Raw genomic sequence first — 24,491 nt, forward strand, 5'->3', positions numbered from 1 at the left:
TCCCGTGCCCCCCGGCGCGGGGGGGGGCGGGGGGGGGGGGCCCCCCCGGGGGGGGCGGGCCCGCGCGGGGGGGGGCCCCCCCGGTCCCCGGGGCTGGCGGACGCGGGACCTCCCCGCCAGTCCGGCAGGCCCGGCCCGGCAGTCCGGCAGACCCGCGCCCGCCAGTTCGGCAGGCCCGCCCCGTCACGGCCGCCGCAGCCCCGCCCCCGCCGTCACGATCGCCGCCGCCAGCGCGTCCGCCGCGCCCGCCGAGGACGGGCGGCGCCGCCCGTGCACCACCACGAAGTCCACCGGCCCCAGCTCCGGCAGCCCGGCCCGGTCGGGCACCCGGACCAGCCCCGGCGGGATGAAGCCCCGGGAGTGGGCCATCACACCGAGCCCGGCGCGGGCCGCCGCTATCAGGCCGTTGAGGCTGCCGCTGGTGCACACGATCCGCCACTCGCGCCCCTGCCGCTCCAGTGCTTCCAGGGCCAGCGCCCGGGTGATGCCCGGCGGCGGGTACACGATCAGCGGTACGGGGCGCTCCGGGTCCAGCCGCAGCCGTTCGCCGCCGATCCACACCAGCCGGTCGTGCCAGACCGGTTCGCCCTGGGTGTCGCCGCGCCGCCGTTTGGCGAGGACCAGGTCCAGCTTTCCGGCGGCCAGCATCTCGTGCAGCGTGCCGGACAGTTCGACCGTCAGCTCCAGATCGACCTCCGGGTGGTCGTGCCGGAAGCGCTCCAGGATCTCCGGCAGCCGGGTCAGCACGAAGTCCTCCGACGCGCCGAACCGCAGCCGCCCGCGCACCCGGGTGCCGGTGAAGAACGCGGTCGCCTGCTCCTGCACCTCCAGCATCCGGCGGGCAAAGCCCAGCATGGCCTCGCCGTCCTCGGTCAGCTCCACCGAGTGGGTGTCCCGGGTGAACAGCGGCCGGCCGGTGGCGTCCTCCAGCCGCCGCACATGCTGGCTCACGGTCGACTGACGCAGCCCGAGCCGCCGCGCGGCCTGCGTGAAGCTCAGCGCCTGGGCCACCGCCAGGAACGTACGCAACTGAGACGGGTCGTACATACCGCCGAGGTTATCGTGAAACGTGATGGCAGTGAGTGTGGTGTGCGGGATTCCCGATCAAGGAGATGAGGAGCAGAATCGGGCGGGGGGCCCGCGGCCTCCGCACGTGAGGGACCGCACGAGTACGTACGAGCACAGTGGAGCACCGTGAGACGCCTGCGTTGGCCCGGCTGGATGCCGATCGACCCCTACATCCTGCTGATGCTGGCAACGGTGGGGTTCGCCGCACTGCTGCCCGCCCGGGACGCCGCCGCCACCGCGGTGGACGGTGCCTCCACCGGCGCCATCGCCCTGCTGTTCTTCCTCTACGGGACCCGGCTGTCCACCCGCGAGGCCGTCGACGGCCTCAAGCACTGGCGGCTGCACCTCACGGTCCTGGTCTGCACCTTCGTGCTCTTCCCACTGCTGGGTCTCGCGTCCGGCGCGCTGGTCCCGGTGCTGCTGACCGACCCCCTCCACCAGGGTCTGCTCTTCCTCACCCTGGTCCCCTCCACCGTCCAGTCCTCGATCGCCTTCACCTCCATGGCGCGCGGCAACATCCCCGCCGCGATCTGCGCGGGCTCCTTCTCCTCGCTGCTCGGCATCGTCGTCACCCCGCTGCTGGCGGCGTCGCTGCTGGGCGGCAGCGGGGGCGGGTTCGCGGCCGGCTCGGTGCTGGAGATCGTGGTGCAGCTGCTGGTGCCGTTCGTCGCCGGGCAGTTGCTGCGGCGCTGGATCGGCGGTTTCGTCACCCGGCACAAGAAGTTCCTCGGCCTCATCGACCGCGGCTCGATCCTGCTGGTCGTCTACGCCGCCTTCAGCGAGGGCATGGTGCACGGCATCTGGCAGCGGATCAGCGCCTCCGAGCTGGCCGGACTGCTGGCCGTCGAAGTGGTGCTGCTCGCGGTGATGCTGGCCGTCACCTGGTACGGCGCGAAGGCGCTGCGGTTCAACCGGGAGGACCGGATCGCGATCCAGTTCGCCGGGTCCAAGAAGTCGCTGGCCGCCGGGCTGCCCATGGCCAGCGTGCTGTTCGGCCCCGAGGCCGCGCTCGCCGTGGTGCCGCTGATGCTCTTCCACCAGATGCAGCTCATGGTCTGCGCGGTCATCGCCAAGCGCCGCTCGCGCGACCCGCTCCCGGTCCCGGTCCTCACCCCGCAGCCGCCAGCCGCAGCGTCACGAACCGTGGTCGGTACAGGGACACATTCGCACTGAGCCGCCCCGCCGCCTGCCCGGCCGCGCCCAGGGACTCCAGCCAGTTGACGTCGTAGCTGAGGACGAGCCCGCCGTCGCCGTCCACCCGTGGATGGACCTGCGGGTTGTAGGCGGCGACCCCGGTGTCCGGCAGCGGCGCGGTGAAGGCGCGGGTGGGCCCGTGCCAGGGCCCGGTGGGGGAGCAGGCCCAGTACGAGGTCACCGCCGACAGCCCTTCGGTGCCCGCCGCCATGGTGAACAGCACATAGGTCTGTCCGTCGGGCACCACCGAGAACGCGCTGCCCACCCCGGTGTTCCGCTCGTTGCCCAGCACCGGGCGCGGCCCGTCCCGCGCGCTCCACGCCGAGCCGTTCCAGTACCGCCACGCCGCCGGGTCCGCGAGCAGGCCTTCCGGTACCCGGGCCACGTACGCCGACGACACCGGGCGGGCCACCGCCTGTCCGTCGTCGCCGCCGTACACGTACGTCCAGCCGTCCTCCTCGACGAGCGTGGTCCCGAACAGCACCCGGCGGGAGGGGTCCGGCACCAGGCTCTGGTCGAACACCGTGCCGATCGACTCCACCCGCAGGCCGGGCAGCGAGAGCGTGGCGACCTCGGTGGCGGTGGGCACCCCGTAGATCCACGGGGCCGCCCCGGCCGTGCGCACCCACAGCAGCACCCGTACGACCCGTTCGGCCGAGCCCGGCTCCCGGGGCTCGACGCGGGCGGCGACCGGCCAGCGCCAGCGGTCCGGCGCCGGGTCGGGGAAGAGCGGGGCGGCCAGGGTCGCTTCGAGGCGTCCGTCGGCGGACATCACGACGGCCGAGTTGCGGACCATCGGCGCGCTCGCGTCCCGCCAGGCGTGGGACTCGCCCGCCGGGTTGGGCGGGGCGTGGACCTGGCCGAGGAAGGTGTCGGAGAACAGCCACAGCAGCCGTCCGTCCGGCAGCCGCACCGAGTGGGTGCCGTCACCGCCGGTCCAGTCGTCGGCGCGGCCCGGGTCGTCGCCGTAGCGGGCGAACTCGCCGGTCAGCCCGTCGGCCCCGGACCAGCCGGTGACCGTACGGGCCGGGCAGGCGCCCGGGTCGGGGCGCGGGTCGTCGTCGGGCAGGGCGGTGAGCAGGACGGCCGCGAGGACCAGGGCCAGCAGGACGCCGACCCCGGTCCCCGGGTGCGCTCGTGCTCGTCGTCGCCGATCGTCGGGCACGAGCGTGGACGTTAGCCGCCCGGGGTGATCCGGTCCATGGGCAGATGCAGGACCGGGGTGGCGTACGGCGCGACACCGGTCAGCCGCAGCGCGGTCAGCTCACCGTCGGTCAGCGCCTTGTCGTACACCCGTACGTCGTCCAGGGCGCCGGAGAAATGGGCCCGGCTGTCCATGCGCTGGCCGATGTGGACGCCGAAGGGCGAGTTGCGGCTGACCGAGCCGGTGACGTCCGCGGTGCTGATCCGGGTGCCGTCCAGGAACAGGGTCAGCTGTCCGCCGCCGCGGCGCAGTGCCACATGGTGCCAGGCGCCGTCGTTGTGGGCGCCCGTGGTGCTCAGGGACGCCGAGTGCCAGGACGTGGTGCCGGTGCGGGTGGTGATCAGGGCGCGCACCCGGTCGTTCTCCGGTTCGGCGCGCAGCCAGACCTGCGGCTGACTGACGCCGACCCCGCCCATCCACAGCATCGGCTGCTCGCCGCTGGTGGCGGTGGAGCGGAACCACAGGGAGGCGGTGAAATCCTTGGTGCCGAGCGGCAGCCGGGTGTCGTGGGGCAGCCGTACGGCGTCGTCGGTGCCGTCCAGGGCGAGGGCGTCGCCCGACACGCCGGGGGTGGTGGCGGCGCCGCCGAGGACCGCGGCCGGCGCGGCGGACGGGGCCAGGTCGGGGGTGGTGGGGTCGGGGCCGCGGCGCGGGGTGAGCCAGTCCTCGGTGAAGCGGGCGAAGCGGATCTCGTCGCGGGCGTCGACCGTGCCCGCCTCGTAGAGCAGGCCCACCGCGCCGGAGCCCAGGTCGGCCAGGTCGGAGTAGCCCGCCCAGTCGCGGGTGACGACCGTGCCCCGGTCCACGCTGTCCCAGGTGCGGCCGGCGTCGTAGGAGGAGCGGATCATCATGGTGCGGCGGCGGTCCGGGTCGGCCGGGACGGCCAGCAGCATCCGGTCGCCGAGCCGCAGCAGCGAGCCCTGGACCTGCGGCGCGTACAGATCGGGGACGTCCTTGAAGGGGCCGGTGAAGGTGGTGCCGCCGTCAGCGCTGAGGGCCTGGGTGCGATGGCCGAGGTCGGTGCCGTCCTGCTCCCGGGCGTTCACCAGGAGGCTGCCGTCGCTCTGCTCCTCCAGGGTCAGCTCGGAGGGTTTCTGGCGGTAGCTGCCGTCGGCGGCGATCGGCCAGGAGTCGGTGGCGCCGACCCGCCAGGTGGCGCCGCCGTCGTCACTGACGATCAGCGCGGCGTGGTTGGCGGTGACCCGGCCGCCGCTCCAGGTCTCGGTGTTCACCCCGAACACCAGCCGTCCGGCGTGGGCGCCCTGGCCGAGCTGCACGCCGTGCACCGGGCCGGTCGCGTACCAGGAGTTCCATCCGGCGGGCTGGATCTGGGCGCTCAGATCGCGCGGGGCGGACCAGGTGCGGCCGTCGTCGTCGCTGTACTGGAGGTAGGGGGTGCGCGGGCAGGGGATCTCGCAGCTCGCGCTGTCGGTGCGGCCCGGGTTCCAGGTCTGGGCGAGCAGGATCCGGCCGGTCTCCCGGTCCACCAGGGGCGCCGGGTTGCCGTGGGTGTCGCCGACGCCCTCGCTGATCACCTGGAGCGGGCCCCAGGTGCGACCGCCGTCGGTGGAGCGTTTCACGACGAGGTCGATGTCCGTGGCGTCGCCGCAGTTGAGGACCCGGCCCTCGGCGAAGGCGAGGAGGGTGCCCTGGGTGGTGCGGACGATCGCGGGGATGCGGAAGCAGGCGTATCCGGGGTCCTGGGACGCCTTGAACAGCACACGCTGGTCGAACTCCGCGGCGGCGGAGGCGGGGGACGGGGTGACGACCGCCACCAGCGAGGCGACGACCGTGACGAGGACGCCTCTCAGGGGGGCGGGAAGGCCACAAGGCATGGGCGACAGCCCTTCATACGTTCGGACATCCGGACTCTCCACGGGCTGCGGGGCCGTGGGAGAAGGTGTGCGTCGGCAGCCTCCTGAGTTATTGGGTGTCCCAACAGTATCGTGGGAGGTCCCAATGACTAACACATAATCATGGGGAAGTCCAACAACTTCGGGTTACGCTGTGGCCATGGCCGATGGCAGTGTCCCCGTGATCCCCATGGTCCCCGCGATCCCCGCGATCCGCTCGCTGCCCAGCTGGCTGCTGGGCCGGGCCGCCGCGCGCGGCCGGGCGCTGGTCGCCCAGGCCCTGGCCGCCGAGGGTATGCGGACCTGGCACCATCTCGTGCTCTCCGCCGTCCGTGACCTGGGCCCGGTCGCCCAGGCGGACGTGGGCCGGGGCGTGGGCCTGGACCCCAAGGACGTGGTGGGGATACTCAACGAGTTGCAGTCCGCCGGTCTCGTGGTACGCGAGCCCGACCCCCGGGACCGCCGCAAGAACGCCGTGTCGCTCACCGAGGAGGGCGACCGCATGCTGCGCCGCTGCGAGGCCCTCACCCGCGAGGCCAACGACACCCTGCTGGCCCCCCTGACGACGGCCGAACGGGAACAGTTCGTACACCTGCTCGGACGGATCTCGCTCACGGAGGGGTGAACGGGGTGACCGGCGGTCGGCCGTGGGGGGCCTCGCGGGGGTGTGCGACGGGTGAGCGGGGGCCGTTGAGCCGGGGTGTCCCGCGGTCGGGCGTGTGGTGGTGGGTGGAGCTGGTTTCGCGGGGTGTGCGGGGGGTGGGCGGAGGCCGTTCAACCGGGGTGACCGGCGGTCGGGCCTGCGGTGCTGGTTGGCGGCCGGCCATGCGGTGGTGGGCAGGGGATGGCCGCGCGGCACGAGTGGCGGGCGTCCATGCGGGGTGGCTCGGAGACCGGCTACGCGGGGTGAGCGGCACTGGTCGCGCGGGGTGTGCGGCGGTCGGCCATGGGGTGGTGGGGGCTGCCCACGCGGAGTGGGCGGCGGCCGACTGCGCGGTGTGGCCGCAGACCCGTCACGTGGGGTGGCCGGGACCCACAGTGCGGGGTGGCCCGGAGACCCACCGTGCGGGGTGGCCGGGGACCCACCCTGCGGAGGCGGGCGGCAAGTCGGCCCGGCGGGGTGCGGCGGGGCCCCTGCGGCGCAGGGGGCGCTCCCCGCCGGTCGGGGCCCCGCCGCCGTGTCGCGGAGAGCCGTGGTCAGCCCTGTGTGGCCGGGGCCCGCAGGGCGATCCGGTCCTCTCCCGCGTACACGTTCATGGAGTTGCCCCGCAGGAAGCCCACCAGCGTCAGCCCCGTCTCCGCCGCCAGGTCCACGGCGAGGGACGAGGGCGCCGAGACCGCCGCCAGGACCGGTATCCCGGCCATGACCGCCTTCTGCGCCAGCTCGAAGGAGGCCCGCCCGGAGACCAGCAGGAGCGCCCGGGACAGCGGCAGGGCGCCGCTCTGCAAGGCACGGCCGACCAGCTTGTCGACCGCGTTGTGCCGGCCCACGTCCTCCCGCACGTCCAGCAGCTCGCCGTCCTCGCTGAACAGCGCCGCCGCGTGCAGGCCCCCGGTCCGGTCGAAGACCCGTTGCGCCGCGCGCAGCCGGTCGGGGAGGCCCGCGAGCAGTTCGGGCTCGACCCGGACCGGGGGAGTGTCGGAGATCGGATGGCGCGTGGTCGTGCGCACCGCGTCCAGGCTCGCCTTGCCGCACAGGCCGCACGACGACGTCGTGTAGACGTTGCGCTCCAGCGTGATGTCCGGGATCACCACCCCGGGGGCGGTGCTCACGTCCACCACGTTGTACGTGTTCGAGCCGTCCGCCGTCGCCCCGGCGCAGTACACGATGTTCCGGAGGTCCGCCTGATGGGCGAGGACGCCCTCGCTCACCAGGAACCCGGCGGCGAGCGCGAAATCGTCGCCCGGGGTGCGCATGGTGATCGCGAGCGGCTTGCCGTTGAGCCGGATCTCCAGTGGTTCCTCGGCGACCAGCGTGTCCGGGCGGGACGAAACCGCCCCGTCCCGGATGCGGAGCACCTTGCGTCGTTCCGTGACTCGTCCCATGTCCTGATCAGTCCCGGTTCTGTACGTGCTGATAGCCGAAGCGGCCCTTGATGCAGAGATTTCCGTGGGTCACCGGATTGTCGTGCGGAGAGGTCACCTTCACGATCCCATTGTCCTGCACGTGCAGCGTGAGGTTGCATCCCACGCCGCAGTACGCGCACACCGTGGTCGTCTCCGTCTGCCGCTCCTGCGCCCAGGTCCCCGCCGCCCGCATGTCGAACTCCGACTTGAAGGACAGCGCCCCGGTCGGGCACACCTCGATGCAGTTCCCGCAGTACACACACGCCGAATCGGTCAGCGGAGCGTCGTGCTCCACCGCGATCCGGGCGTCGAAACCACGGCCCGCCACCGAGATCGCGAACGAGTTCTGCCACTGGTCACCGCACGCGTCGACGCACTTGTAGCACAGGATGCACTTGTCGTAATCGCGCACATACAGGTCGTTGTCGACCTTCGGATCCTCGTCCATGCGGGCCGCGTCCGGCCCGAACCGGTCCGGTTTCGCCTCGTACTCCTTGATCCACCCGGCGATCTCCGGCGTGGTCGACAGATCCACGGACGACGCCAGCAGCTCGATCACGATCTTCCGGCTGTGCCGCGCCCGCTCGGTGCCGGTACGGACCTCCATGCCCGGCTCCGCCTTGCGCGAGCAGGCCGGGACCAGTGTCCGGGCGCCCTCGACCTCCACCACACACACCCGGCACGCGTTCTTCGGGGTGAGCGTGTCGCCGTAGCACAGGGTCGGGATGTCCTTCCCGGCGGCGCGGCAGGCGTCCAGGATCGTGGCCCCCTCCGGCGCCCGCACCGGCTCCCCGTCGATGGTGAACTCCAGCAGCCGGCGCGGGATCCCCAGCTCGATCATGGTCATTCGTACGCCCCCAGACGGTCGATGGCGGATTCCACGGCGTTCCACGCGGTCTGCCCCAGACCGCAGATCGAGGCGTCCCGCATCGCGCGGCCCACCTCGCGCAGCAGCGCGATGTCCCCGGCCGCGTCGGCGCCGGTCCGCGCCACGATCCGGCCCAGCGCCTCCTCCTGCCGGACCGTCCCGACCCGGCACGGCACGCACTGCCCGCACGACTCGTCGCGGAAGAACTCGGCGATCCGCAGCAGCAGCCGGGGCAGCGGCACCGTCCCGTCGAAGGCCAGCACCACCCCCGAGCCCAGCGTCGTGCCCGCCTCGCGGGTTCCCTCGAAGGTCAGCGGGATGTCCGTCTCGTCCGGCCGGACGAACCCGCCCGCCGCACCGCCGAGCAGCACCGCCCGCAGCCCCTCACGGACCCCGGCCAGCTCCAGCAGCTCGCCCAGCGTCGCGCCGAACGGCAGCTCGTAGATGCCGGGCCGCTCGACGCTGCCCGCGACACAGAACAGCTTGGGGCCGGTGGAACGGCCGGTGCCGACCGCCGCGTACGCCTGGCCGCCCATGGTCAGGATCGGCAGGACGTTCACCAGCGTCTCGACGTTGTTCTCCACGGTCGGCTTGCCGAACAGGCCCTTCTCCACCGGGAAGGGCGGCTTGGAGCGCGGCTCGCCCCGGTAGCCCTCGATGGAGTTGAACAGGGCCGTCTCCTCGCCGCAGATGTAGGCGCCCGCCCCGCGCCGGATCTCGATGTCGAAGGCGTAGCCCTGGCCGAGGATGTCGTCACCGAGCAGCCCCCGGGCCCGCGCCTGCGAGATCGCGTGCTCCAGCCGGGCCAGCGCGCGCGGATACTCGCCGCGCAGATACAGATAGCCGAGGTGTGCGCCGGTCGCGTAGGCGGCGATGGTCATGGACTCGATCAGGGCGTACGGGTCGCCCTCCATGATCACCCGGTCCTTGAAGGTGCCGGGCTCGGATTCGTCGGCGTTGCACACGACGTAGTGCGGATGGTCCGGCTGGGACGCCGTGGCCTGCCACTTGCGGCCGGTCGGGAAGGCGGCGCCGCCCCGCCCGACCAGACCCGAGTCGGTGACCTCCCGGATCACCCCGGCGGGCCCCAGCCGGAACGCCTGGCGCAGCGCCGCGTACCCGCCGTACGCCCGGTAGTCGTCGAGCGACGCCGGGTCCACCACCCCGACCCTGCGCAGCAGCACCAGCTCCGGCGACCCCGCCTGCGGGACCGCGAGCGCGGCCGGGGGCTCCGGCGGCGCCGAGTCGGGCGCGGTCGCGGCGAGTACGGCCGTCTCCACGGTGGCCGGCGCGGAGACGGCCGTACGGACCGGGTCGCCCGCCCGGATCGCGAGCGCGGCCGGGGCCCGTTCGCACAGGCCCAGGCACGGGCTGTGCTCGACATGGACGCCGGAGCCGGGCTGCCCGAGCCGTGCTTCGATCCCCGCGCACAGCTCGGGCGCCCCGGCCGCCGCGCACGCCAGGTCCGTGCACACGTGCAGCACGGTCGCCGGGCGCGGCCGGACCGAGAACATGGCGTAGAAGGTGGCCACCCCGTACGCCTCCGCCGGGGGTACGGTCAGCCGGCGGCACAGATAGTCCAGGGCGCCGTCGCTGATCCAGCCCACCCGGTCGTTGATCGCGTGCAGCCCCGGCAACAGCAGATCACGGCGGTCCCGGGCCTCCCGCCCGCCGCGTGCCCACCGCAGGTCGGCGTCGGAACGGTCGGCCCCCTCCCACGAGGACTCCGGCGGACCGAGCAGCGCGTCCACCGCCGCCCGTTCCTCGTCCGTCGGCTTGCTGTCGCCGAAGTGCAGATCCACTTACGTCACCTCACGATGGTCGCGACGGGGAGCTTCTCGATGCGGATCGCCGACGCCTTGAACTCCGCCGTTCCCGCGATCGGGCAGTTCGCCTCGATCGTCAGCTGGTTGGTGTCCACCTCGTCGGGAAAGTGCATGGTCATGAACGCCAGACCGGGCCGCAGCGCCGGGTCCACCCAGACCGGCGCGACCACCGCCCCGCGCCGCGAGGAGACCTGGATCTCCTCGCCCACCACGACCCCGTACCGCTCGGCGTCCTCCGGGCACAGCTCGATGTACTCGCCGCGCCGCAGCGGAGAGGCGAAACTGCCGCTCTGCACCCCGGTGTTGTAGGAGTCCAGACGCCGCCCGGTGGTGAGCCGGATCGGGAAGTCCTCGTCGGTGAGATCGACGGGCGGATCGTGCTGGACGATCCCGAACGGTGCGAGCCGCCCCCGCCGGGCCGGATCGGACTCCCACAGCCTGCCGTGCAGATACGTCGGCTCCAGCCGCTCGGTGCTGGGGCAGGGCCACTGGATGCCCTGGTGCTCGGCCAGCCGGTCGTACGTCATCCCGTAGTGGTCCGGGGACACCGAGCGCAGCTCGTTCCAGACCGCCTCCGCGTTCGCGTACTTCCAGTCGTGACCGAGCCGCGACGCCAGGTCGCACAGGATGTCGATGTCCTCGCGGGCCTCACCGGGCGGGGTGACCGCGCGGCGCACCCGCTGCACCCGGCGCTCGCTGTTGGTGGTGGTGCCGTCGGTCTCCGCCCACCCGGCGGTGGCCGGTAGCACCACATCGGCGAGCTGGGCGGTCTTGGTGAGGAAGATGTCCTGGACCACCAGGAAGTCCAGCATCCCCATCCGGCGCACGGCCTGCTCGCTGTCCGCCTCCGACTGGGCCGGGTTCTCACCGATGCAGTAGACCGCCTTGAGCGCGCCCTCCTCCATCGCCTCGAACATCTCGGTGAGGGTCATCCCGTAGTGCGGCTGGATGACGGTGTCCCAGGCGCTCTCGAACTTCAGCCGGCTGTCCGGATCGAGGATGTCCTGGAAGCCGGGCAGCCGGTTGGGGATCGCCCCCATGTCGCCGCCGCCCTGCACGTTGTTCTGCCCGCGCAGCGGCTGGAGCCCGGAGCCGATCCGGCCCACGTGCCCGGTCAGCAGCGACAGATTGATCAGCGCGCGCACATTGTCCGTGCCGTTGTGGTGCTCGGTGATGCCCAGCGTCCAGCACAGCTGGGCCCGCTCGGCGCGGGCGTAGGCGTGCGCCAGCTCCCGGATCGCCTGCGCGGGGACACCGGTCACCTTCTCGGCCAGCGACAGCGTCCACGGCTCGACCAGCGCCTTGTACTCCTCGAAGCCGGACGTCGCCCGCTCGATGAACGCCTCGTTGGCCAGGCCCGCGTGGATGATCTCCCGGCCGATCGCGTGCGCCATCGGGATGTCCGTGCCGACGTTCAGCCCGAGCCAGCTCTCCGCCCACTCGGCGGTGGAGGTGCGGCGCGGATCGACGGCGTACATCCGGGCGCCGTGGTGGATCCCCTTCAGCACGTGCTGGAAGAAGATCGGGTGCGCGAAGCGGGCGTTGGACCCCCACATCACGATGACGTCGGTGTCCTCGATCTCCTCGTACGAGGAGGTTCCGCCGCCGGAGCCGAACGCCGCCGACAGGCCCGCCACGCTCGGGGCGTGACAGGTGCGGTTGCAGGAGTCGACGTTGTTGGTGCCCATGACGACCCGGGCGAACTTCTGCGCCACGTAGTTCATCTCGTTGGTGGCGCGGGCGCAGGAGAACATCCCGAAGGCGCCGCGGTGCCGGGCCAGGCCCCGCGCCGCGCGCTCCAGCGCCTCCTCCCAGGTCGCCTGCCGGAAGGGCTCGTCGCGCGAGTCGCGCACGAGGGGGTGGGTGAGGCGGGTGTAGGTCTTCGGCTGCCGGCCGCGGTCGCGGTCGCGGCGGGACGGGCGTGGCGCATCGCTCATGCGGCGCTCCTCAGGGCGAGCAGGTCCGAGATGGCGTGCACGGTGCGCAGGGTGGGCACCTCCACGCCGGTGATCTCCGCCAGTTCCACGACGGCCGCGAGCAGCACGTCCAGTTCCAGCGGCTTGCCGCGCTCCAGGTCCTGGAGCGTGGAGGTGCGGTGGTCGCCGACCTTCTCCGCGCCCGCCAGCCGGCGTTCGATGGAGATCCCGACCTCGCAGCCGAGGGCGTCGGCGACCGAGAGCGTCTCGGTCATCATGATCTCGATGACCTTGCGGGTGCCGCCGTGCAGGCACATCTGCCGCATGGTGGCGCGGGCCAGCGCGCTGATCGGGTTGAAGGAGATGTTGCCGAGCAGCTTCAGCCAGATGTCGTTGCGCAGATCCGGTTCGACCGGGCACTTCAGCCCGCCGGTCTTCATGGCCTCGCTGAAGTCCAGACAGCGGGGCGACACACTGCGATCGGGCTCGCCGATGGAGAACCGGGTGCCCTCCAGATGCCGTACGACGCCCGGTCCTTCGAGTTCGGTGGCCGCGTACACCACACAGCCGATGGCCCGTTCGGGGGCGAGGACCGCGCTGACCGAGCCGCCCGGGTCGACGCTCTCGATCCGGTGGCCGTCGTAGGGCCCGCCGTGGCGGTGGAAGTACCACCACGGGATGCCGTTCTGGGCGGCGATCACCGCCGTCCGGTCGTGCAGCAGGGGATCGATCAGCGGCCCGCACGCCGCGTACGAATTGGCCTTCAGGCCCAGGAGGACGAAATCGACCGGGCCGATCTCGGCCGGGTCGTCGGTGGCATGGGGCCGCGCGACGAAGTCGCCGCGCGGGCTGAGCACCCTGACGCCGTGCTGCCTCATGGCCGCGAGATGCGGTCCACGGGCCACGAGATGCACATCGGCGCCCGCGCGGTGGAGCGCGGCACCGACATAGGCGCCGATCGCACCGGCACCGAGAACTGCGACTTTCACAAGGACAACTCCGTTCGGTTTGAGGGATACCGCGGAGGTGGTCGAAGAGAGACCCTGGGGTCGGGACCGAGCATGTCGAGAGCACGCCGAGAGCATGTCGACGGAATATTGTCTACAGTATGGAAGTTGGGCCGACAAGGGTCTGCGCAACGAGTCTCTGCGTCGGCCTGTTCACCGGTCCGTTCACCGCTCTGTGTGTCGGTCTGTGTGTCGGTCTGTTCGCCGGGCGTGCGTGTCGGCCTGTTCGCCGCGCCGGTGTGCTGCTCGCCGGGCCCGCGCGCACCGGTCCGTTCATCGGGTCTGCGTACCGGGCCTGTTCGGTGCGCTGTTCGTGCGCTGTTCGATTCGGTGACCGTTCGGCGCGCGGTGCGTACCGCTCATCGCACACGGCCCACGCCCCGCTGGGCAACACCCCCGGCCCGTCCCTAGCGTGCCGGATCATGAGTCCCCCCATCGCTCCCGCGGGCTGGAGCCGCTGGCTCGTTCCCCCCGCAGCGCTCTCCGTCCATCTCTCCATCGGCCAGGCCTACGCCTGGAGCGTGTTCAAGCCCCCGCTCGAATCCGCGCTCGGCCTCAGCGGCACCCAGAGCGCGCTGCCCTTCCAGCTCGGCATCGTGATGCTCGGCCTGTCCGCCGCGTTCGGCGGCACTTTGGTCGAGCGCAAGGGGCCGCGCTGGGCGATGACCGTCGCCCTGGTCTGCTTCTCGTCCGGATTCCTGCTCTCCGCGCTGGGCGCGGCCACCGAGCAGTACTGGCTGATCGTCCTCGGCTACGGCTTCGTCGGCGGCATCGGCCTCGGCATCGGCTACATCTCACCCGTCTCCACGCTGATCAAGTGGTTCCCGGACCGCCCCGGCATGGCCACCGGCATCGCCATCATGGGTTTCGGCGGCGGCGCGCTGATCGCCTCCCCGTGGTCCGCGTGGATGCTGGAGTCCTTCGGCACCGGCGGTGACGGCATCGCCCTGGCGTTCCTGATCCACGGCGTGGCGTACGCGGCGTTCATGACACTGGGTGTCCTGCTGGTACGGGTGCCCGCGGCGCCTGTTCCGGGGGCGCGGGGAGGTGGGGGAGATGTCCGATCAGCCCCCGCCGGCCCACGGATCTCCGCGAACCAGGCGATCCGCACCCCCCAGTTCTGGTGCCTGTGGATCGTCCTGTGCATGAACGTGACCGCGGGCATCGGCATTCTCGAAAAAGCCGCCCCCATGATCACCGACTTCTTCGCGGACACCTCGACGCCCGTCTCGGTGACGGCCGCCGCGGGCTTCGTCGCGCTGCTGTCGGCGGCGAACATGGCCGGCCGCATCGGCTGGTCCTCCGCCTCCGACCTGATCGGCCGCAAGAACATCTACCGCCTCTACCTCGGCGCGGGTGCGGTGATGTACGGCCTGATCGCGGTGTACGGCGACTCCTCCAAGCCGCTGCTCGTCCTGTGCGCGCTGGTCATCCTCTCCTTCTACGGCGGCGGGTTCGCGACGATCCCGGCCTATCTGAAGGACTTGTTCGGCACCTACCAGGTCGGCGCCATCCACGGCCGGCTGCTCACCGCCTGGTCCACCGCCGGGGTGCTCGGACCGCTGATCGTCAACTGGATCGCCGACCGGCAGGAGGCCGCCGGGAAGACCGGCGCGTCCCTGTACGGGCTGTCGTTCCTCATCATGATCGGGCTGCTGGCCATCGGCTTCGTCGCCAATGAGCTGGTCCGTCCCGTGCATGCCGGGCACCACGCCACCGACGCCGTGGAAACCACCGGCATCACCGACGCCGCTGAAGCCACCGGCACCACAGATGCCACCAGCACCACCGGCACCACAGATGCCACCGGCACCACCAGCAAGGAGGCCGTCGATGTCCGGCGACAGCAGCCAGAGTCCGCCTGACCGCCGCCCGCTGATCGTCCTCGCCTGGGTCTGGGTGGGGGCGCCGCTGGCGTACGGGATCTATGAGCTGGTCCGGAAGGCCGGCCAGCTGTTCACCGGGTAGCGGCCCGGCCGCCCGCCGGTCCGGGTGGCGGCCCGGCTCTCCACGGGTGGCGCCTCGCGGCTGTCCGGCGGGTCGGGCCTCGGGCGCGGGGGCGCGGACGCCGTGCGGGGCGCTCCGGGCGCTGACCGAAGCCGACAACTCGGACCGCCGAATCCTGTGGCATCCCGTGCCGTGATACCCGTGAGTCACTGATCAGACTGGTGCATCCCGCTACCCGGAACCCGAGGGGGCCCACCAGCCATGAACGGCTCGCGCATCGCCGCAGTCGGCCACTACCAGCCCGCCAAGGTGCTCACCAACGAGGATCTGGCGGGCCTGGTCGACACCAGTGACGAGTGGATCCGCAGCCGGGTCGGCATCCGCACCCGGCACATCGCGGGCCCCGACGAGCCGGTGGACGAACTCGCCGCGCACGCCGCCGCCAAGGCGCTCGCCGCGGCCGGGCTCGGCCCCGAGGCCATCGATCTGGTGCTGGTCGCCACCTCCACCGCCATCGACCGCTCGCCCAACATGGCCGCCCGCGTCGCCGCCCGGCTGGGCATCCCCTCGCCCGCCGCGATGGACGTCAACGTGGTGTGCGCCGGCTTCACCCACGCCCTCGCCACCGCCGACCACACCCTGCGGGCCGGTGCCGCCCGGCGGGCCCTGGTGATCGGCGCCGACAAGATGTCCGACGTCGCGGACTGGACCGACCGCACGACCTGCGTCCTGGTCGGCGACGGGGCCGGCGCCGCGGTCGTCGAGGCCGACGAGGGCCCCGCCGGTGAGCGGCCCGGCATCGGGCCGGTGCTGTGGGGCTCGGTGCCGGAGATGGGACACGCCGTACGGATCGAGGGCACCCCGTCCCGGTTCGCCCAGGAGGGCCAGGCCGTCTACCGCTGGGCCACCACCCAGCTGCCGCCGCTCGCCCGCGCCGCCTGCGAACGCGCCGGGCTCACCCCCGCCGACCTCGCGGCCATCGTCCTGCACCAGGCCAATCTCCGGATCATCGAACCGCTCGCCGCGCGGATCGGCGCCGTCAACGCCGTCGTCGCCCGGGATGTCACCGTCTCCGGCAACACCTCCGCCGCGAGCATCCCGATGGCCCTGTCCAAGCTGGTCGAGCGGGGCGAGATCACCTCCGGGGACCCGGTGCTGCTGTTCGGGTTCGGGGGCAATCTGTCGTACGCCGGACAGGTCGTCCGCTGCCCGTGAGGTAGGGCCGGTGACGTAGGCCGTGACGTATTGCACGTTCGGGCGGCACCGGCTGTGACATGGGGCGAAGTGTCATGTGACGCGGTCAACTTCCTCATTCCCTGGTATTTGTGCGCCGTAGACTGTAGACGAAAGACAATCGATACTGACTTTGCAAGGTCATGACGGTTTGCGGCATGACGCTTTGCTGAGTCACACCGGCTGTTAACCCGGCTGTCATTGGTGCAGTGCCTGCCGAGGAGGGGGACCGCGATGCTGTCGACAGGACTGCCGCAGGGGGCCGTGCCCAAGCTGGAGCGCCCCGGCCCATTGCGTGATCGCGTCTACGAGGCGCTGCTCGAACTCATCACCACCCGCGCGCTCCAACCCGGCCAGCATCTGGTCGAGAGCGAACTCGCCGGTCACCTCGGCGTGTCGCGTCAACCGGTACGGGAGGCGCTCCAGCGGCTGAACACCGAGGGGTGGGTCGATCTGCGCCCCGCCCAGGGCGCGTTCGTCCATGAGCCCACCGAGGAGGAGGCCGACCAGCTGCTGACGGTCCGTACGCTCCTGGAGGCCGAGGCCGCCCGGCTCGCCGCCGCCAACACCACCAGTGCCGGGGTCGCCGTGCTGGAGGAGCTGTGCGCCGAGGGCGAGCGGGCCGTGTCCGCCGACGACGTGGACGCGGCCGTGCTGCTCAACGCCCGCTTCCACGCCAAGGTCATGGAGCTGGCCGGCAACGCCGTCCTCGCCGAACTCGCCCACCAGGTCGACCGCCGGGTGCGCTGGTACTACGCCCCGGTCGCCCGCCAGCGGGGCCGCCAGTCCTGGATCGAGCACCGCGAACTCATCGCGGCGATCACCGCCCGTGACGAACAGCGCGCCACCCACATCATGCGCGCCCACACCGAACACACCCGCAAGTCGTACCACGCCCGCCCGCGCGACTAGGGAGGGTCGGCACGGGGGCGCGGGGCTCGTTCCCGGCGCCCCCCTGCTCTGCGTGGCGCGGAGTGTGTTGACTGGCGTGGCGTGTGTTGAATGGCGTGGCGTGGTGCCGGGCCGTCGGTGCTTCGTGCTCCCATGACGGCGCGGCCCGGCACGGCGTGTCGCGTCCGTGGGGGCCCGGCGTGCCATGCATACCGCCACCGCGTTCACGCCTCCGGCGGCCGACGCTCCAGCACCGCCTGCGTCTGCGTCGTACGGCCCACCGCGCGCCCCTCGTCGTCGGACAGCTCCGTCTGTACGACGACGAAGGAGCGGCCCGCGTGGACCGGGCGGGCCACGGCACGGACCGTGCCCGAGCGGACCGCGCGGAAGAAATGGGTGCTCGACTCCACCGTGGAGGTCGCCGCGCCCGGCGGCAGTGCCAGGAACGCGCAGACCGCGCCCGCCGTGTCGGCCAGGGTCATCAGCGCGCCCCCGTGCAGGGCGCCCCCGAGCGTGCACAGCCGGGGAGCCCAGCCGAGCCGAGCCACCACCCGGTCCGGCCCCGCCTCCGTGAGCGTCACACCCAGACCGGCGGCGAAGGGGACGGCGGCGAGCAGGGCGCCCGGGTCGGGCGGGGTGCTGGGCGTGGGCTCGGCGAGGCCGTGGGCGGTGGTAGGGCCCGCGCCAGCTACGGCGGCGGCGGTATGGCCGGGTTTGCCGGTGCCGGGCGTGGCGGTGTGCGCGGGTGCGTCGGGCTGGTCGGGCTGGTCGGACATCGTCGGTCGGGCGGGCATGACGAAGCGAACCTCCGAGGTGCGGAGCCGGGGCGCCTCACTGTCCCCGCCCCCGCCGCCTCCGTCGATTACCCGGGAGGTAATGCCCCATCTCGGACACCTCACCCTCTCTTTGTCCTGTCAGTGGAAAAAGTGAATGGCAATCTCTGCGCAAGTTCTTCCCCAACGCGGCAGCCACTGCTACGTTCCCCTCGAAAGCCAGACGGAGACAGCCGATTCGAGGCGGGGAGGGGTTCGTGAGACGTATGACGGCGCGACCCGCTAACGGCCATCAGGCCAGGTTGCTGAAGCTCTTGCGCGACGGCGGCCCCAACTCCCGGGCCCAGCTCGGGGACCAGATCGACCTCTCCCGGTCGAAGCTGGCGGTCGAGGTGGACCGGTTGCTGGAGACCGGCCTGGTGGTGGCCGACGGACTCGCCGCCTCGCGCGGTGGCCGACGGTCCCACAACATCCGGCTCAACCCGGGGCTGCGTTTCCTCGGCGTCGACATCGGCGCCACCTCGATAGACGTCGCCGTCACCAACGCCGAACTGGAGATCCTGGGCCACATCAACCAGCCCATGGAGGTGCGCGAGGGACCCGTCGCGGTCTTCGAGCAAGCCCTGGCCATGGCCGCCAAACTCAAGGCGTCCGGGCTGGTCGAAGGGTTCGACGGAGCCGGCATCGGCGTACCGGGACCGGTCCGCTTCCCCGAGGGTGTCCCCGTGGCGCCCCCGATCATGCCGGGCTGGGACGGCTTCCCCGTACGGGAGGCGCTCAGCCAGGAACTCGGCTGCCCGGTGATGGTCGACAACGACGTGAACCTGATGGCGATGGGGGAGCAGCACGCGGGCGTCGCACGCTCCGTGGGTGACTTCCTCTGCGTCAAGATCGGTACCGGTATCGGCTGCGGGATCGTCGTCGGCGGTGATGTCCACCGCGGTACGACGGGCAGCGCGGGCGACATCGGGCACATCCAGGCCGTGCCCGACGGACGTCCGTGCGCCTGTGGCAACCGGGGGTGCCTGGAGGCCCACTTCAGCGGTGCCGCGCTCGCGCGGGACGCGCTGGAGGCGGTCCAGCAGGGACGCTCACCGGAACTCGCGGCCCGGCTGGAGGCGAACGGCACGCTCAGCGCCGTCGATGTCGCCGCCGCGGCCTCGGCGGGGGACGCCACCGCCCTCGATCTGATCAGGGAGGGCGGCAATCACGTCGGCCAGGTCATCGCCGGCCTGGTCAGCTTCTTCAACCCGGGTCTGGTGGTGATCGGCGGCGGAGTGACCGGCCTCGGCCACAATCTGCTCGCCGCGATCCGCACCCAGGTCTACCGCCAGTCGCTGCCTCTGGCGACCGGCAATCTGCCCATCGTGCTCGGTGAACTCGGCCCCACCGCCGGAGTCATCGGCGCCGCCCGGCTGATCAGCGATCACCTGTACTCACCCGCGTAAGCACGCTCACTCGCAATCATCCGCGTAAGCACGCTCACTCGTACTCACCCGCGTAAGCACGCTCACTCGCAATCACCCGCGTCAGCAACTTCTCACGTCGACCGTGTCCCTCGCGGCTGACGGTCGGTCCGCGTAAGTCACTCGTGTCAGCAGTCTGCCCGCACCTTTGGCGTCACGCACCGCCGCACTGTGATGTGCCCTTTTCGCACACCTTTCTCGCTCTAGCTATGCCCATTTATATCCAGTTATGCCCTGTAACCGGCCCGCTTGCCCGCCGAGGGGAACCCACATGGCACCAGAACCACCGCTGCTCAGCATGTCCGGTATCACCAAGTCGTTCCCCGGCGTCCGGGCCCTCGACGGTGTCGACCTCGATGTCCTCGCCGGTGAAGTGCACTGCCTGCTCGGCCAGAACGGGGCCGGCAAATCCACCCTGATCAAAGTGCTCGCCGGGGCCCACCAGCCCGACGGCGGCACCATCAGCTGGCGCGGCGAGCCCGTCACCCTGCGCTCGCCGATCGCGGCCATGAGCCTCGGCATCGCCACCATCTACCAGGAACTCGACCTGGTGGAACACCTGTCCGTCGCCGAGAACGTCCACCTGGGCCACGAACCCACGGCCGCCGGATTCGTCGTACGACGCGGTACCGCCCGCGCCTCGACGGCCAAGCTCCTCAAGCGACTCGGGCACCCGGAGATCGATCCGGCCCGGCTGGTGGGGGAGTTGTCGGCGGCGCACAAGCAGATCGTGTCGATGGCACGGGCGTTGTCCCACGACGTACGGCTGATCGTGATGGACGAGCCGTCCGCCGCGCTCGACCCCGACGAGGTGGACAACCTCTTCCGGATCGTGGCCGATCTGACCGCCGACGGGGTCGCCGTCGTCTACATCTCGCACCGCCTGGAGGAGATCCGCCGGATCGGTGACCGGGTGACCGTCCTCAAGGACGGCCGCGCGGTGGCCGGCGGACTGCCCGCCGAGTCGACGCCCACCAAGGACGTCGTGGCGCTGATGACCGGCCGCAACGTCGAGTACGTCTTCCCCGAGCGGCCCACCGCACCGCCGTCCGGCGAGCCGCTGCTCCAGGTGCGGGGGCTGGCCCGGCAGGGCGAGTTCGAGCCCTTCGACCTGAGCGTGCGGCCCGGCGAGATCGTCGGACTCGCGGGACTCGTCGGCTCCGGCCGCTCCGAGATCCTGGAGACCATCTACGGGGCCCGCAAGGCGACGGCCGGTCAGGTCCTGGTCGACGGCCAGGTGTTGCGGCCGGGCAGCGTACGCGCCGCCGTGCGCGCCGGACTCGGGCTCGCGCCCGAGGAACGCAAGGCGCAGGGCCTGCTGATGCTGGAGTCCGTCACCCGCAATGTGTCGGTCTCCTCCATGTCCCGCTTCGCCACCGTCGGCTGGATCGACCGGGGCGCCGAGTTCAAGGCAGCCCGAGCCGCCGTCCGCGAGCTGTCGCTGCGGCCCGACAACCCCTCGGTGCCGATCCGCACCCTGTCCGGTGGCAACCAGCAAAAGGCCGTACTCGCCCGCTGGCTGCTGCGCGGCTGCCGGGTCCTGCTGCTCGACGAACCCACCCGCGGTGTCGACGTCGGCGCCCGCGCCGAGTTGTACGCGGTCGTGCGCCGCCTGGCCGACGAGGGCCTCGCCGTCCTCCTCGTGTCCAGCGAGGTGCCCGAGGTGCTCGGCCTCGCCGACCGTGTCCTGGTGCTCAGGGAAGGCCGGGTCGTGCATACCGCGCCCGCCCGTGAGCTGGACGAACACCGCGTACTCGACCTAGTGATGGAAGGAAGCCCGGCGTCATGACGCAGCCCGTCTCCCCGCCGCGGGAGAGCACCGACAAGGCGCCGCCGGTGAGCGGACGCCCCGCCTGGAGCGCCACGCTGTTCCGCGCCGATGTGCGCACCCTGTCGCTGCTCGGCGTGCTCGCCGCGCTGATCCTGATCGGCGGTATCACCAAGCCCGATCAGTTCCTCGACACCCGTAATCTCCAGCTCGTCCTGACCCAGGCGTCGATCATCGGTGTCGTCGTGGTCGGGATGACCTTCGTCATCATCTCCGGCGGCATCGATCTGTCCGTCGGCGCGATCGTGGCACTCGCCTCGGTCTGGGCGACGACGGTGGCGACCCAGGAGTACGGTTTCTTCGGCATCCTGTTCACGGCGGTGATCGTCGGCGTAGGCTGCGGCCTGGTCAACGGGGTGCTGATCGCGTACGGCGGGATGGTGCCGTTCATCGCCACCCTCGCCATGCTGGCCTCGGCGCGCGGACTCGCGCTCCAGATCACCGACGGCAAGACGCAGATCGTCACCGTCCCCAGCGTGCTGGACCTCGGTGAGCGCGACGCCTACATCCTGGGCATCCCGCCGCTGGTGCTGGTCTTCGCCGCGGTCACCATCGCCGGCTGGCTGGTGCTCAACCGGACCACGTTCGGCCGCCGTTCGGTCGCCGTCGGCGGCAACGCGGAGGCCGCCCGGCTCGCCGGGATCGATGTCCGCCGCCAGCGGCTGTATCTGTACCTGCTGTCCGGGCTGTGCTGCGGCATCGCCGCGTTCCTGCTGATCATCCTGGCCGGCTCGGGCCAGAACACCAACGGCAATCTCTACGAACTCGACGCCATCGCCGCGGCGATCATCGGCGGCACGCTGCTCAGCGGCGGCCGGGGCACGATCGTCGGCTCGGTGCTCGGTGTCCTGATCTTCACCACGATCACCAACATCTTCGCCCTGAACAACCTGCAGAGCGACGTCCAGCAGATCGCCAAGGGCGCGATCATCGTCGCCGCCGTGCTGGTCCAGCGCCGTACCGCGAGCACGACTTGAGGAAAGGGTTCCCCACCATGCAGAACACCCCGGGAAGATTCACCAGCCGCAGAGGCATGCTCTTCGGGAGCGCCGCTGTCGGGGCCGGTGTCCTCCTCTCCGCCTGTACCAGCAACGAGTCCTCGGACGACGCCCCGGCCGCCAACGACGCCCCGGCCGCGTCCGACAGCCCCGGCAAGCCGGTCACCATCGGCTTCGCCGGCCCGCAGGCCGACCACGGCTGGCTCAACGCGATCAACGAGAACGCCAAGAGCCGCGCCGCGACGTACGAGGATGTGACGCTGGAGATCACCGAGGGCTCCAACGACACCGCCGCGCAGATCGGCCAGATCGAGACGCTGATCAACAAGAAGGTCGACGTCCTGGTCATCCTGCCCGCCGACGGCAAGGCGCTCACCCAGGTCGGGCTCTCGGCCATGCAGGCCGGCATCCCGGTGGTCAACCTCGACCGGGTCTTCAACTCCCCGCAGGCGTACCGCTGCTGGATCGGCGGCGACAACTACGGCATGGGCCTGAACGCCGGGCACTACATCGGCGAGCGGCTCAAGGACAAGGCGAACGCCAAGGTCATCGAGCTGGCCGGGGTGGACGCCCTGGAGCTGACCCGGCAGCGTACGCAGGGCTTCGACGACGCCCTGAAGAACTACCCGAACATCGAGAAGGTGGCCCGTCAGGCGGCCGACTTCACCGTCGAGTCCGGGCAGGCCAAGATGGCCCAGATGCTTCAGGCGCAGTCGCAGTTCGACGCCCTGTGGAACCACGACGACGACCAGGGCGTGGGCGCGCTGCGCGCCATCGAGCAGGCCGGGCGGGACGAGTTCCTGATGGTCGGCGGCGCGGGGGCGCTCTCCGCGTTCGAGGCGATCAAGCAGGACAACGGTGTGCTCAAGGCGACGGTGCTGTACCCGCCGACCATGGCCGCCTCCGCCATCGACCTCGCCCGCGCCCTCGGCCAGGGCAAGGGCGTCGGCGGGATGGCCGAGTTCGAGATCCCGGCGTCCGTGACCCTGTACTCCGCCGTGGTCGACAAGACCAACGTCGACCAGTACATGCCCACCGGGTTCAAGTAGGGCCCACGGGGCGGCCGACCGCCGGGACCGGGACCGGGGTCGGGGGCGGGGTCGGGTCTGCGCCGCCGCCGCCGAGGCCGGGGGCGCGGGCCGCGACCCGCGTCGCCGGGGTGACTCGGGTGGCGGGTCCTGCGGCGCCGGGTGGTCCGGGCGGTGGGTCCTGCGACATCGGGGTGACTCGGACGACGGGGCCTGTGATGCCGGGTGATCCGGGTGGCGGAACTTGCGGCGCCGGGGTGGTCCGGGTCGTGGGTTCTGCGATGCCGGGTGATCCGGACGACGGGACCCGCGACGCCGGGGTGACCCGGACGACGGGTCCTGCGGGGCCGATTGACCGGGCCCGCCCGCACACGAGGGGCGGACGGGCCCTGGGCCGGGCACCGGCCCCCTGGACGGGCCGGGCGGGGAGTCTGGGAGTTCTCCCCGCCCGGTCCTGGGGGCGGCGTGGGTGCGCCGGTCGGTTGTCCGGCTTCGGGTCGGGGCGTGCCGGTCGGGTTGGGGCCGGGGTGCTGTCCGGTCCTGGGCCCGGGAGGCGTGCCGTGGGCTTGGCGTCCGTAGGTGCGCTTTGGGCTCGGAGTCCGGGCGGGACCCGGCTCGGGGTTCGGGGGCGTCGCCGGGGCCGAAGTCCGGGTGACCGCTCGGACCCGGGTCCGGGGATGCCGCCAGGGTCCGGCCCGGGTCCGCTCGGATCGGTGATCCGCAGGGCGGCGCCGGGACGGTCGTACGGGCGACGCCTCCGGGGAAACCCGGACGGTGACTCCGAAGCGGTCGGGCACTACCCGCCAGGGCTTCCAGGGCCGCCTCCGGGGCATTCCGGCACCACCCGCCGGGGCTTCGAGGGCGACCTCCGGGGCACCTCGGCACCCCGCCCGCCGGGGTTCCGAGGGCCACCTCGGCACCACCGGGCCCCCGGGGGGACCTCGGCACCACCACCGGGCCCCCGGGGGCGACCTCGGGGCCACCCGGGGCACCACCCCCGGAGCCCGGGAAAGGAGCCCCGGGAACGTTCCGGGCGCCGCCACCCCGGAGGGCCCGGCCGGTGACCGCAAGTGGCCCGGCCGGTGACCCGGAAACCCTCCGGGTCAGGTCTCAGGGGCGGGACGGGGGACGCCTCAGGGACGGTTCGTGGTCCGCAAGGGCGGAGGCCGGCGATCTCCTGGGGCGATCCCCCAGGGCGTCCCCGGAGCCGCCCGGGACCCGGGGGGGGGGGCGCCCGCGCGGGGGGGGGGCGGGGGGTGGGCGATCTCGCCCGCGGGGGCGGGGCGGCGGGGGCGCGGGCGGGCGGCGGGGGGCGCGCGCGGGC

At 72.2% G+C, this 24,491-nt stretch carries 19 protein-coding genes; 10 read left to right on the forward strand and 9 right to left on the reverse strand.

Going from position 1 to position 24,491, the window contains the following annotated elements:
• Positions 1–183 precede the first annotated feature (183 nt).
• On the reverse strand, positions 184–1,047 hold the full coding sequence (locus ACFXAZ_RS35505) for a LysR substrate-binding domain-containing protein (RefSeq protein WP_384599850.1): 864 nt from the start codon (positions 1,045–1,047) through the stop codon (positions 184–186).
• 174 nt (positions 1,048–1,221) lie between these two features.
• Here ACFXAZ_RS35505 and ACFXAZ_RS35510 point away from each other — a divergent pair, with 174 nt between their 5' ends.
• Positions 1,222–2,241, forward strand: coding sequence for a bile acid:sodium symporter family protein (locus ACFXAZ_RS35510; protein WP_384599896.1), 1,020 nt, complete (start codon positions 1,222–1,224; stop codon positions 2,239–2,241).
• Here ACFXAZ_RS35510 and ACFXAZ_RS35515 read toward each other — a convergent pair.
• Positions 2,177–3,427 (reverse strand): DUF4185 domain-containing protein, encoded by a 1,251-nt coding sequence (locus ACFXAZ_RS35515; protein ID WP_384599853.1) that lies wholly within the window; start codon positions 3,425–3,427, stop codon positions 2,177–2,179. The two genes, ACFXAZ_RS35510 and ACFXAZ_RS35515, sit on opposite strands and share 65 nt — an antisense overlap.
• An 11-nt stretch (positions 3,428–3,438) precedes the next feature.
• Entirely contained in the window at positions 3,439–5,301 is a 1,863-nt protein-coding gene (locus tag ACFXAZ_RS35520) for an exo-alpha-sialidase (protein WP_384599856.1), read from the reverse strand.
• Positions 5,302–5,479: 178 nt separating this feature from the next.
• Here ACFXAZ_RS35520 and ACFXAZ_RS35525 point away from each other — a divergent pair, with 178 nt between their 5' ends.
• On the forward strand, positions 5,480–5,944 hold the full coding sequence (locus tag ACFXAZ_RS35525; protein ID WP_384599859.1) for a MarR family winged helix-turn-helix transcriptional regulator: 465 nt from the start codon (positions 5,480–5,482) through the stop codon (positions 5,942–5,944).
• Between the two features lie 572 nt (positions 5,945–6,516).
• Here ACFXAZ_RS35525 and fdhD read toward each other — a convergent pair.
• The 5 genes from fdhD to ACFXAZ_RS35550 are packed head-to-tail and all read right to left on the reverse strand — an operon-like array spanning position 6,517 to position 12,985.
• Complete coding sequence (gene fdhD / locus ACFXAZ_RS35530) at positions 6,517–7,365, reverse strand: formate dehydrogenase accessory sulfurtransferase FdhD (RefSeq protein ID WP_384599862.1); 849 nt, start codon at positions 7,363–7,365, stop codon at positions 6,517–6,519.
• 7 nt (positions 7,366–7,372) lie between these two features.
• Positions 7,373–8,233 (reverse strand): 2Fe-2S iron-sulfur cluster-binding protein, encoded by an 861-nt coding sequence (locus tag ACFXAZ_RS35535; RefSeq protein WP_384599865.1) that lies wholly within the window; start codon positions 8,231–8,233, stop codon positions 7,373–7,375.
• Positions 8,230–10,056 carry an NAD(P)H-dependent oxidoreductase subunit E gene (locus tag ACFXAZ_RS35540; protein WP_384599868.1) on the reverse strand — a complete coding sequence of 609 codons (1,827 nt, stop codon included), beginning with the start codon at positions 10,054–10,056 and terminating at the stop codon, positions 8,230–8,232. The genes ACFXAZ_RS35535 and ACFXAZ_RS35540 overlap by 4 nt, the downstream gene beginning before the upstream one ends.
• A gap of 5 nt (positions 10,057–10,061) precedes the next feature.
• Positions 10,062–12,017: a molybdopterin oxidoreductase family protein gene (locus tag ACFXAZ_RS35545; RefSeq protein ID WP_384599871.1), complete on the reverse strand. Its 1,956-nt coding sequence runs from the start codon at positions 12,015–12,017 to the stop codon at positions 10,062–10,064.
• Positions 12,014–12,985, reverse strand: a complete 972-nt coding sequence (locus ACFXAZ_RS35550) for a 2-dehydropantoate 2-reductase (RefSeq protein ID WP_384599874.1) — start codon at positions 12,983–12,985, stop codon at positions 12,014–12,016. Before ACFXAZ_RS35550 ends, ACFXAZ_RS35545 begins: the two co-directional genes overlap by 4 nt.
• Before the next feature lie 440 nt (positions 12,986–13,425).
• On the opposite strand from ACFXAZ_RS35550, the gene ACFXAZ_RS35555 reads away from it, so the two are divergent.
• The 4 genes from ACFXAZ_RS35555 to ACFXAZ_RS35570 all read left to right on the forward strand — a co-directional run bounded on the left by ACFXAZ_RS35555 (position 13,426) and on the right by ACFXAZ_RS35570 (position 17,095).
• Positions 13,426–14,868: an OFA family MFS transporter gene (locus tag ACFXAZ_RS35555; protein WP_384599877.1), complete on the forward strand. Its 1,443-nt coding sequence runs from the start codon at positions 13,426–13,428 to the stop codon at positions 14,866–14,868.
• Positions 14,837–14,971, forward strand: a complete 135-nt coding sequence (locus ACFXAZ_RS35560) for a hypothetical protein (protein ID WP_384599880.1) — start codon at positions 14,837–14,839, stop codon at positions 14,969–14,971. Before ACFXAZ_RS35555 ends, ACFXAZ_RS35560 begins: the two co-directional genes overlap by 32 nt.
• Positions 14,972–15,211: 240 nt before the next feature.
• Positions 15,212–16,165, forward strand: a complete 954-nt coding sequence (locus ACFXAZ_RS35565; protein WP_384599883.1) for a beta-ketoacyl-ACP synthase III — start codon at positions 15,212–15,214, stop codon at positions 16,163–16,165.
• Positions 16,166–16,417: 252 nt separating this feature from the next.
• Positions 16,418–17,095: a GntR family transcriptional regulator gene (locus tag ACFXAZ_RS35570; RefSeq protein ID WP_384599886.1), complete on the forward strand. Its 678-nt coding sequence runs from the start codon at positions 16,418–16,420 to the stop codon at positions 17,093–17,095.
• A gap of 203 nt (positions 17,096–17,298) precedes the next feature.
• Here ACFXAZ_RS35570 and ACFXAZ_RS35575 read toward each other — a convergent pair whose 3' ends face one another.
• Positions 17,299–17,691 (reverse strand): PaaI family thioesterase, encoded by a 393-nt coding sequence (locus ACFXAZ_RS35575; RefSeq protein WP_384599899.1) that lies wholly within the window; start codon positions 17,689–17,691, stop codon positions 17,299–17,301.
• A 422-nt stretch (positions 17,692–18,113) separates the two neighbouring features.
• Here ACFXAZ_RS35575 and ACFXAZ_RS35580 point away from each other — a divergent pair, with 422 nt between their 5' ends.
• From ACFXAZ_RS35580 to ACFXAZ_RS35595, 4 genes are all read left to right on the forward strand, one after another.
• A complete protein-coding gene (locus tag ACFXAZ_RS35580; RefSeq protein WP_382686906.1) occupies positions 18,114–19,295 on the forward strand; it encodes an ROK family protein in 1,182 nt (393 codons plus the stop codon).
• A gap of 289 nt (positions 19,296–19,584) precedes the next feature.
• A complete protein-coding gene (locus ACFXAZ_RS35585; protein WP_384599888.1) occupies positions 19,585–21,102 on the forward strand; it encodes a sugar ABC transporter ATP-binding protein in 1,518 nt (505 codons plus the stop codon).
• A complete protein-coding gene (locus tag ACFXAZ_RS35590) occupies positions 21,099–22,118 on the forward strand; it encodes an ABC transporter permease (protein WP_384599891.1) in 1,020 nt (339 codons plus the stop codon). Before ACFXAZ_RS35585 ends, ACFXAZ_RS35590 begins: the two co-directional genes overlap by 4 nt.
• Before the next feature lie 17 nt (positions 22,119–22,135).
• Positions 22,136–23,188 (forward strand): substrate-binding domain-containing protein, encoded by a 1,053-nt coding sequence (locus tag ACFXAZ_RS35595; protein ID WP_384599894.1) that lies wholly within the window; start codon positions 22,136–22,138, stop codon positions 23,186–23,188.
• Positions 23,189–24,491 lie beyond the last annotated feature (1,303 nt).

Origin of the sequence: Streptomyces sp. NPDC059477 (genome assembly GCF_042749375.1) — a bacterium.
GTDB lineage: Bacteria > Actinomycetota > Actinomycetes > Streptomycetales > Streptomycetaceae > Streptomyces.

Excerpts from the sequence above, each read along its gene's own strand:
- ACFXAZ_RS35505 (WP_384599850.1), bottom strand. The coding sequence starts at position 1,047 with ATGTACGACCCGTCTCAGTTGCGTACGTTCCTGGCGGTGGCCCAGGCG.
- ACFXAZ_RS35510 (WP_384599896.1), top strand. The coding sequence starts at position 1,222 with ATGCCGATCGACCCCTACATCCTGCTGATGCTGGCAACGGTGGGGTTC.
- ACFXAZ_RS35520 (WP_384599856.1), bottom strand. The coding sequence starts at position 5,301 with ATGCCTTGTGGCCTTCCCGCCCCCCTGAGAGGCGTCCTCGTCACGGTC.
- ACFXAZ_RS35525 (WP_384599859.1), top strand. The coding sequence starts at position 5,480 with ATGGCCGATGGCAGTGTCCCCGTGATCCCCATGGTCCCCGCGATCCCC.
- fdhD (WP_384599862.1), bottom strand. The coding sequence starts at position 7,365 with ATGGGACGAGTCACGGAACGACGCAAGGTGCTCCGCATCCGGGACGGG.
- ACFXAZ_RS35535 (WP_384599865.1), bottom strand. The coding sequence starts at position 8,233 with ATGACCATGATCGAGCTGGGGATCCCGCGCCGGCTGCTGGAGTTCACC.
- ACFXAZ_RS35545 (WP_384599871.1), bottom strand. The coding sequence starts at position 12,017 with ATGAGCGATGCGCCACGCCCGTCCCGCCGCGACCGCGACCGCGGCCGG.
- ACFXAZ_RS35555 (WP_384599877.1), top strand. The coding sequence starts at position 13,426 with ATGAGTCCCCCCATCGCTCCCGCGGGCTGGAGCCGCTGGCTCGTTCCC.
- ACFXAZ_RS35560 (WP_384599880.1), top strand. The coding sequence starts at position 14,837 with ATGTCCGGCGACAGCAGCCAGAGTCCGCCTGACCGCCGCCCGCTGATC.
- ACFXAZ_RS35565 (WP_384599883.1), top strand. The coding sequence starts at position 15,212 with ATGAACGGCTCGCGCATCGCCGCAGTCGGCCACTACCAGCCCGCCAAG.
- ACFXAZ_RS35570 (WP_384599886.1), top strand. The coding sequence starts at position 16,418 with ATGCTGTCGACAGGACTGCCGCAGGGGGCCGTGCCCAAGCTGGAGCGC.
- ACFXAZ_RS35580 (WP_382686906.1), top strand. The coding sequence starts at position 18,114 with ATGACGGCGCGACCCGCTAACGGCCATCAGGCCAGGTTGCTGAAGCTC.
- ACFXAZ_RS35585 (WP_384599888.1), top strand. The coding sequence starts at position 19,585 with ATGGCACCAGAACCACCGCTGCTCAGCATGTCCGGTATCACCAAGTCG.
- ACFXAZ_RS35590 (WP_384599891.1), top strand. The coding sequence starts at position 21,099 with ATGACGCAGCCCGTCTCCCCGCCGCGGGAGAGCACCGACAAGGCGCCG.
- ACFXAZ_RS35595 (WP_384599894.1), top strand. The coding sequence starts at position 22,136 with ATGCAGAACACCCCGGGAAGATTCACCAGCCGCAGAGGCATGCTCTTC.